General features: G+C 68.6%; 5 protein-coding genes. 3 read left to right on the top strand and 2 right to left on the bottom strand.

The window, feature by feature from the left end; genetic code table 11:
* Positions 1-177 precede the first annotated feature (177 nt).
* Complete coding sequence (locus ACFVJS_RS25380; protein ID WP_378886194.1) at positions 178-1,488, bottom strand: hypothetical protein; 1,311 nt, start codon at positions 1,486-1,488, stop codon at positions 178-180.
* Positions 1,489-1,926: 438 nt separating this feature from the next.
* Here ACFVJS_RS25380 and ACFVJS_RS25375 point away from each other — a divergent pair, with 438 nt between their 5' ends.
* Positions 1,927-2,598 carry a heme oxygenase (biliverdin-producing) gene (locus ACFVJS_RS25375; protein ID WP_378886192.1) on the top strand — a complete coding sequence of 224 codons (672 nt, stop codon included), beginning with the start codon at positions 1,927-1,929 and terminating at the stop codon, positions 2,596-2,598.
* A gap of 16 nt (positions 2,599-2,614) precedes the next feature.
* Positions 2,615-3,178, top strand: coding sequence for a TetR/AcrR family transcriptional regulator (locus ACFVJS_RS25370; RefSeq protein ID WP_378886190.1), 564 nt, complete (start codon positions 2,615-2,617; stop codon positions 3,176-3,178).
* A 249-nt stretch (positions 3,179-3,427) separates the two neighbouring features.
* Here the strand turns inward: ACFVJS_RS25370 and ACFVJS_RS25365 are convergent, their stop codons facing one another.
* Positions 3,428-3,748 carry a hypothetical protein gene (locus tag ACFVJS_RS25365; protein ID WP_378886188.1) on the bottom strand — a complete coding sequence of 107 codons (321 nt, stop codon included), beginning with the start codon at positions 3,746-3,748 and terminating at the stop codon, positions 3,428-3,430.
* Between the two features lie 373 nt (positions 3,749-4,121).
* Here ACFVJS_RS25365 and ACFVJS_RS25360 point away from each other — a divergent pair.
* On the top strand, positions 4,122-6,517 hold a 2,396-nt coding region (locus ACFVJS_RS25360; RefSeq protein WP_378886186.1), incomplete at its 3' end, for a heavy metal translocating P-type ATPase.

The following is a 6,517-nucleotide window of genomic DNA, read 5'->3' as shown; positions in this document are numbered from 1 at the left end:
CGTCTCGCTCGTCACCAGATGGGCCACCAGCAGTGCGGCCACGCAGGCGCTCTCCCACCGGGTGGGGTCGCCGGCCGCCGCGATCACCACCACGCCGGACGCCGACACCGTCGTCCGGTGCCGCAGCAGCAGGTGGGACCAGCGCTGCGCCTTCCCCAGGGGCGACTGATCAGTGGATCAGGCGTGTGCGCGGCGCAGCAGGAACCACCGCGTGGCGGCAGCGGCGGCGACGAGCAGCACGAGCCCGCCGGCGGCGAACCCGCCCTTGGCGGCCGGGGACGAGAGGAGGTCGAGCTCGGCGTTGGCCGGGGCGTTGTCCGGCTTGGCCGAGACGCTCGTGTCCGGGTCGGACTTGTCGCCGGAGACGACGACGTCGACGTTCTTCTTGTCACCGCTGGCCGCGGCCTTCTCCTCGGAGGCGGTGAGGCCGTTGGTGCCACAGGTGCTGGTGCCGATGGCGACCGCGGCGGCGGTCGGGGCGCCGACCTTCTTCACGGCGTCGAGGACCTTGATGTCCAGGGCGGACACCTCGAGCGACTTGGCGGTCTTGTCCTGCTTGTTCAGGGTGAGCTCGACCAGGTCGGTCTCGAGGCCCTTGAGCAGCACGGCGAGCTGCTTCTTGATGTGCTCGATCAGGTCGATGCGGATCGAGACGCTCATGTCGCCGAGCCCGACGTTCTTCTTGAGGCCCGACTGCAGCAGCGTGTCGACGCGGCCGAGAACGGCGTCGGTCACCGGCGAGAGGTCCGGGACGACCGTCGTGTTCTTCTTGGGGTCGGCCGGCAGGTCGGCGACCTTGATGTCACCCTTGCCGGGGACGTTGACGGTGACGGCGGCGTTCTTGAGCTGGGTGTCGCCCTTGAACTTGGTGCCCTTCGCCATGCAGGTGCTCTCCGCGGCGTCGAGGTCGACGCCGACCGAGAGGCCGCCGACCTTGGCGAGCACGCCGGAGACGACGTTCTGGACCAGCGGGTTGACCGGGCCGAGCTTGACGTGGAAGTCCTTGCTCTCGTCGTTGAGCAGGTAGTCGGTGGTCGCGCCGAGCTTCTCGAGGTCGAGCTCGGCAAGGTTCACCGTGACGGCCTCGCCAGGCTTGACGCAGCTGGAGCCGTCGCCGATCGAAACCAGGGTCGCGCCCTTGCCGGCCAGAGCCGAGCAGGCGCCGGAGTAGGCGGTGCCGTTCTTGAGCGCCGCGGCGGCGTCCTGGGCGAACACGCCGACCGAGAGCAGCTGCTGCTCGCCCGCGAGGAGCGGCAGGGTCGGCTTGTTGGTGCCGGAGGTGACGGTCTTCTTGCCGTTGTAGGTGGCGGTGTAGCGGCCGGTGTCCACCTTGACCTTGTCAGACACGTTGACGGTCAGAGCGACCGACGACGCCTTGGCCTGGGGCTTCTCCGCCGACGCGGTCGCCGGGGCCGCGGTCACGGAAAGACCGATCATCGCGGTCGCCGCAACAACGGCGGCTCCGCGGACCGAGAGTGGGGAGCGCAAGTGACTTCTCCAATGGTGTTGATAACTGTCGATGACAGGGCACGACGAGTAGAAGTCAGCCTCTGCAGCCCCCCGGTTGCTGTGACTCGCCGTGACGAAGCGGGGAGTCTAGCCACGTCGATTCGCCGTCGCCCAGCGCTCGATCCAGACCCGAGGTCACAGAATTTCACCGTAACTTCGCCGGTAACACGTCGTCCTCGACGTCGATTTCGAGGCAGAAATGACCAAGGTCCCGGAAATCGCCTTCGATATGGACCGGCCGTATGGATCTTGTGCCCGGGCTGTTCTTTTCGGTCCGGATTGTAAAAACTCGCTCTCAATCGCGATCCGGCCTTGGTTAGGTTGACCTAACCAAGGCCTTGATGACTTTCTGACAGTGTGTCAATATCTTCGTTCGGAACGCCGCCCGTCCGACGCCTCGACCTCTCTGGAGCACACATGTCTGCCCAACTTGTCGACGAGACCTTCGGGGCTCCGCTCTCCGCGCTGATGCGCGAGGGATCCCGGGTTCAGCACACCGACGCCGAGACGTCGTCCTTCATGGAGGAGCTGTTGGCTGGGCGGGTCAACGAGCAGGGGTACGCCGACTACCTGCTGCGGCTGCGCAAGGTCTATGTCGCGCTCGAGTCGGTGGGCCGGGACCTCGCCGCCACCGACCCCATCGCTGCGGCCGTCCACGACATCGCACTGGAACGGATGGCCGCGATCGATGCCGACCTGGACGTGTGGGCGCCGGGCGTCGACGGGGACGCTGTGGAGTCGGCGGCAGCCGATGCGTACGCCGCCCGGATCGAGGCCACTCGCTCCTGGGGTGGTCTCTACGCTGCCCACCACTACACGCGTTACCTCGGCGATCTCTCCGGCGGCCAGGCGATCGGCCGGTTGCTCGACCGGTTCTTCGAGCTCGACGGCGAAGGGGTGGCGTTCTACGAGTTCGCGGAGATCCCCAAGCCGAAGCCCTACAAGGACGGCTACCGCGCCCGTCTCGACGCCCTCGACCTCGACGCCGCCGAGAAGCTGCGCATCGTCGAGGAGGTCCGGGTCGCCTTCGGCCTCAACCAGGCGCTCTTCGAGGAGCTCGGCGCCTGCCTCGACACCTATCGCAGGTGAACTAAGGTTCGTCCTCGTGCCCCGTATCGCTGCCGAGAACGTCGCCGAGCACCGCCGGCAGGTGCGCGAACGGATCTTCGCCGCGTTCGCGGAGCTGATGGCCGAGGGTAGCTATGACGCCATCACCATGTCGAAGCTCGCCCAGCGCGCCGACATCGGCCGCACCGCGATCTACCACCACTTCAAGGACCGCGATGCGGTGATGGTCGCGTTCGCGACCCATGAGACGGCCGAGTATGTCGCGTCCCTGCAGGCGCAGCTCGCCGCGAGCGACCAGCCGGCGGAGCGGCTGCGGATCTACGTACGCAACCACCTCGCCCTCGGGGAGAAGTTCCACATGGGCTTCGGGCCCCAGGTCTACGGCGGCCTCCCCGAGGAGGCCCGCCAGGAGATCCGCGAGCACGTCATCGCCGTCGAGCAGGTCCTCGCCGAGATCCTCGTGCGGGGAGCCGAGCAGGGCACCTTCGCCGTCACCGACGTCGAGGCGACCCTCGTCCTCGTCCACGCCGTCCTCGGCACCCGCCACCTACCCGCCGAGCGGATCGAGGAGTTCGTCCTCCGCGCCGTCGGCGCTGCCTGACCGCGGAGTGGTCACGGGGCCACACGCCACTCGATGAGCGAGCTCGTCGCGGTGGGAAATGTGCTGGTCGCCACGGGGTCGTGAAGTCGTTCCGTCGAGGCTGGTGGCCTCGACGGTGCGCTCACTCCGTCGTTCGACAACTGGTGCCGCCGCTGTACGCCGGCATCTGGCTGCTCGCGCTCGCCGTGCTCACCAGCCTTCTGTGGTGGCGGACCGACGCGGCGTGGACCTCGTCGGCAGCGCCGGCGTTCAGTGGCCGTGCTCGTCCCTAGAGCCCGGGCCGTGGTTCGTCGGGGTCGAGGGTGGCGGGCTGTCGTCGGTGCCAGAGATCGCCGGTCCGATCACGAAGGCGGACACGGAGAACAAGCCGGTGAACACGACGACCGCGATCGTGGGGGCCCACAGCGACCGGAACCGCCGGTGCAGGCGCCGGAGCATCGGCACCGAGAGCAGCAGGCCGATCGCGTAGAACAGAACGTTGCCCGTGGTGCCGGTGATCAGCGCCGCCCCTGCGAGGAGTCCGATGTGATGCAGGACATGAGGAGCGATTCCCAGGACGGTGCCGGTCACCGCGCCGACGGTGTCGCGAATCGTCTTCCATCGGCTCGCGGGCCCCGGTCGGGTGTTGTCGAGGGTTCGCCGCCGGGCATTCGAAGAGCCGGCGCGACTGACGCCTGTCGTGGTCCACGGCATGGCTCTGCTCCTCTCGGTGGAACTCTCTCCATCTTCACGAGCGGGCTGGGGAACCAGCAGGGCAACAAGGACCTCGTGAGTGGTACCAAGGCCCCGCGCCCGGGGGACATTCGGACCTTGTCGTAGTACCCCGCAGGGGTATCCTCATGAAGGAGTCCCTCATGAGGATCGACGCTTCGCGCGAACCGACCCACGAGGTGGCCGCAGCCGTCGTCGAGGCGGGATACCAACTGGTGGAGGACGGCACGGCATGAACCACGAGCATCAGAACCACCGTGATCCCGACAGCGGCCACGGCGGAGCGGCCACAGCCGTCCTCGAGGTCTCGGGAGCTCATTGGGCATCGAGCAAGGCGGTGGCCGAGTCCGTTCTCGGGCGACGGCCGGGTGTCCTCGGTGTGGAGGCCAATCCGGTCGCGCAGACGGCGACGGTCACGTTCGATCCGCAACGTACGGACGTGAGGCAGCTGCGTGACTGGGTCCGCGAGTGCGGCTATCACTGCTCCGGGCAGTCGGTGCCCGGCCACATCTGCGATCCCCTCGCCTCTCCCGACGACCACGCGGCCCACGCCGGCCACGAGCACGCTCCCACGATGTCGCCGCACGAGGCGATGGGTCACGGGGGTCACGAGGGCATGTCGATGGCCGACATGGTCGCGGACATGCGCAACCGGTTCCTGGTGGCTCTGGTGCTCTCGATCCCGATCCTGCTCTGGTCACCGATCGGGCGCGAAGTCCTCGGCTTCGAGGCGCCGGCGCCGTTCGGGCTGCGCGACGACGTGTTCAGCCTGATCCTGTCGATCCCGGTGGTCTTCTACTCGTCCTGGATCTTCTTCGACGGAGCCTGGCGTGCGCTCAAGGCGCGCACCCTCGACATGATGGTGCTGGTCGCGGTCGCCATCGGCGCCGGCTGGCTCTACTCCCTCGGGGTCACCCTGACCGGCGGAGGCGAGGTCTTCTACGAGGCCGCGACCGTACTGGCGGCGTTCGTGCTGCTGGGCCACTGGTTCGAGATGCGCGCCCGCGGCGGAGCGAACGACGCCATCCGTACGCTGCTCGATCTCGCCCCGCCCCAGGCAACGGTGATCCGCGACGGTCAATTTGTCGACATGCCGACCTCGGAGGTGAGGGTCGGAGACCTGCTGCTCGTCCGTCCGGGGGCGAAGATCGCCACCGACGGCGTCGTGGAGGAGGGCGAGTCCGAGGTCGACGAGTCCATGGTGACCGGGGAGAGCCTGCCGATCCACAAGGCACCGGGGGACGCAGTCATCGGTGCCACCGTCAACGCGAGCGGGACGCTGCGTGTTCGTGCGGCCAAGGTCGGCGCGGACACCGCGCTCGCGCAGATCGTGGCGCTGGTGCAGCAGGCACAGAACTCCAAGGCGCCTGGCCAGCGCCTTGCCGACCGGGCAGCCTTCTGGCTCGTGCTCGTCGCACTGATCGGCGGAGCAGCCACGTTCATGGTCTGGTGGGCCGCCGGCGCCGAGGTCACGACGGCGCTGCTGTTCGCGATCACGGTCGTGGTGATCACCTGCCCCGACGCCCTCGGTCTCGCGACGCCGACCGCCATCATGGTCGGCTCCGGTCTGGGTGCGAAACGCGGGATCCTGTTCAAGAACGCCACTGCCATCGAGACCTCTGCGCGCATCGACACCGTCGTCATGGACAAGACCGGCACCCTGACCAAGGGGGAGCCGGAGGTGACCGATGTCGTCCTGGGCGACATCGACCGTACGCGGCTGCTGGCGCTGGCCGGTGCCGTCGAGCGCGAGTCCGAGCACCCGCTGGCTCGCGCGGTCGTCAGGTACGTCGACGAGGCCGGTGTCCCACGGTTGCGCGCGACCGGCTTCCGCAACGTCACCGGAATCGGTGCTGTCGCCGAGGTCGACGGGCACCGGGTCGCCGTCGGCAACCGTCGCCTGCTCGAGTCCGAGGGCATCGACGACGGAGATCTGGGTGGCCGACGCGACGAGATCGCCGCGGGCGGACGCACCGCGATCTTCGTGGCCGTCGACGGCCGTGCGGTCGCCGTGGTCGGCATCGCCGACGCCATCCGGGAGACCTCCACCGCCGCCGTGGCGGCCCTGCACGAGGCTGGCATCCACGTGGTCATGCTCACCGGCGACAACCGGGCGACCGCAGAACGGATCGCCGCCGAGCTCGGCATCGACACGGTGATCGCCGAGGTGCTGCCGCAGGACAAGGCCGAACACGTCGAAAGGCTTCAGACCGGGGGCCGGGTCGTCGCGATGGTGGGCGACGGAGTGAACGACTCGCCCTCGCTCGTGCAGGCCGATGTCGGGATCGCGGTCGGGGCGGGGACGGATGTGGCCATCGAGGCCGCCGACGTCGTCCTCATGCGGTCCGATCCGCTCGACGTTCCCGTCGCCTTGCTCATCGGCCGCGGCACCCTGCGCAAGATGCGTCAGAACCTGGGCTGGGCAGTGGGCTACAACGCCATCGCGCTGCCGATCGCGGCCGGCGTGTTCGTACCGGCGTTCGGGCTCATGCTCCGCCCGGAGATCGCCGCACTCTCGATGTCGGGTTCGAGCTTCCTGGTCGCCGTCAACGCGCTCCTGCTGCGTCGTGGGCGGGGGGCGGCCCAGGCGACCGCACACGAGGAGGGGCGGACGCGGTGTGTTATAAA

The organism is Nocardioides sp. NPDC057772, assembly GCF_042798075.1.
In the GTDB taxonomy this organism is placed as follows: Bacteria; Actinomycetota; Actinomycetes; order Propionibacteriales; family Nocardioidaceae; genus Nocardioides.
The sequence above is the reverse complement of the archived record's forward strand: the minus strand, read 5'-3'. Positions and strand labels throughout refer to the sequence as shown.

Excerpts from the sequence above, each read along its gene's own strand:
- ACFVJS_RS25375 (WP_378886192.1), top strand. The coding sequence starts at position 1,927 with ATGTCTGCCCAACTTGTCGACGAGACCTTCGGGGCTCCGCTCTCCGCG.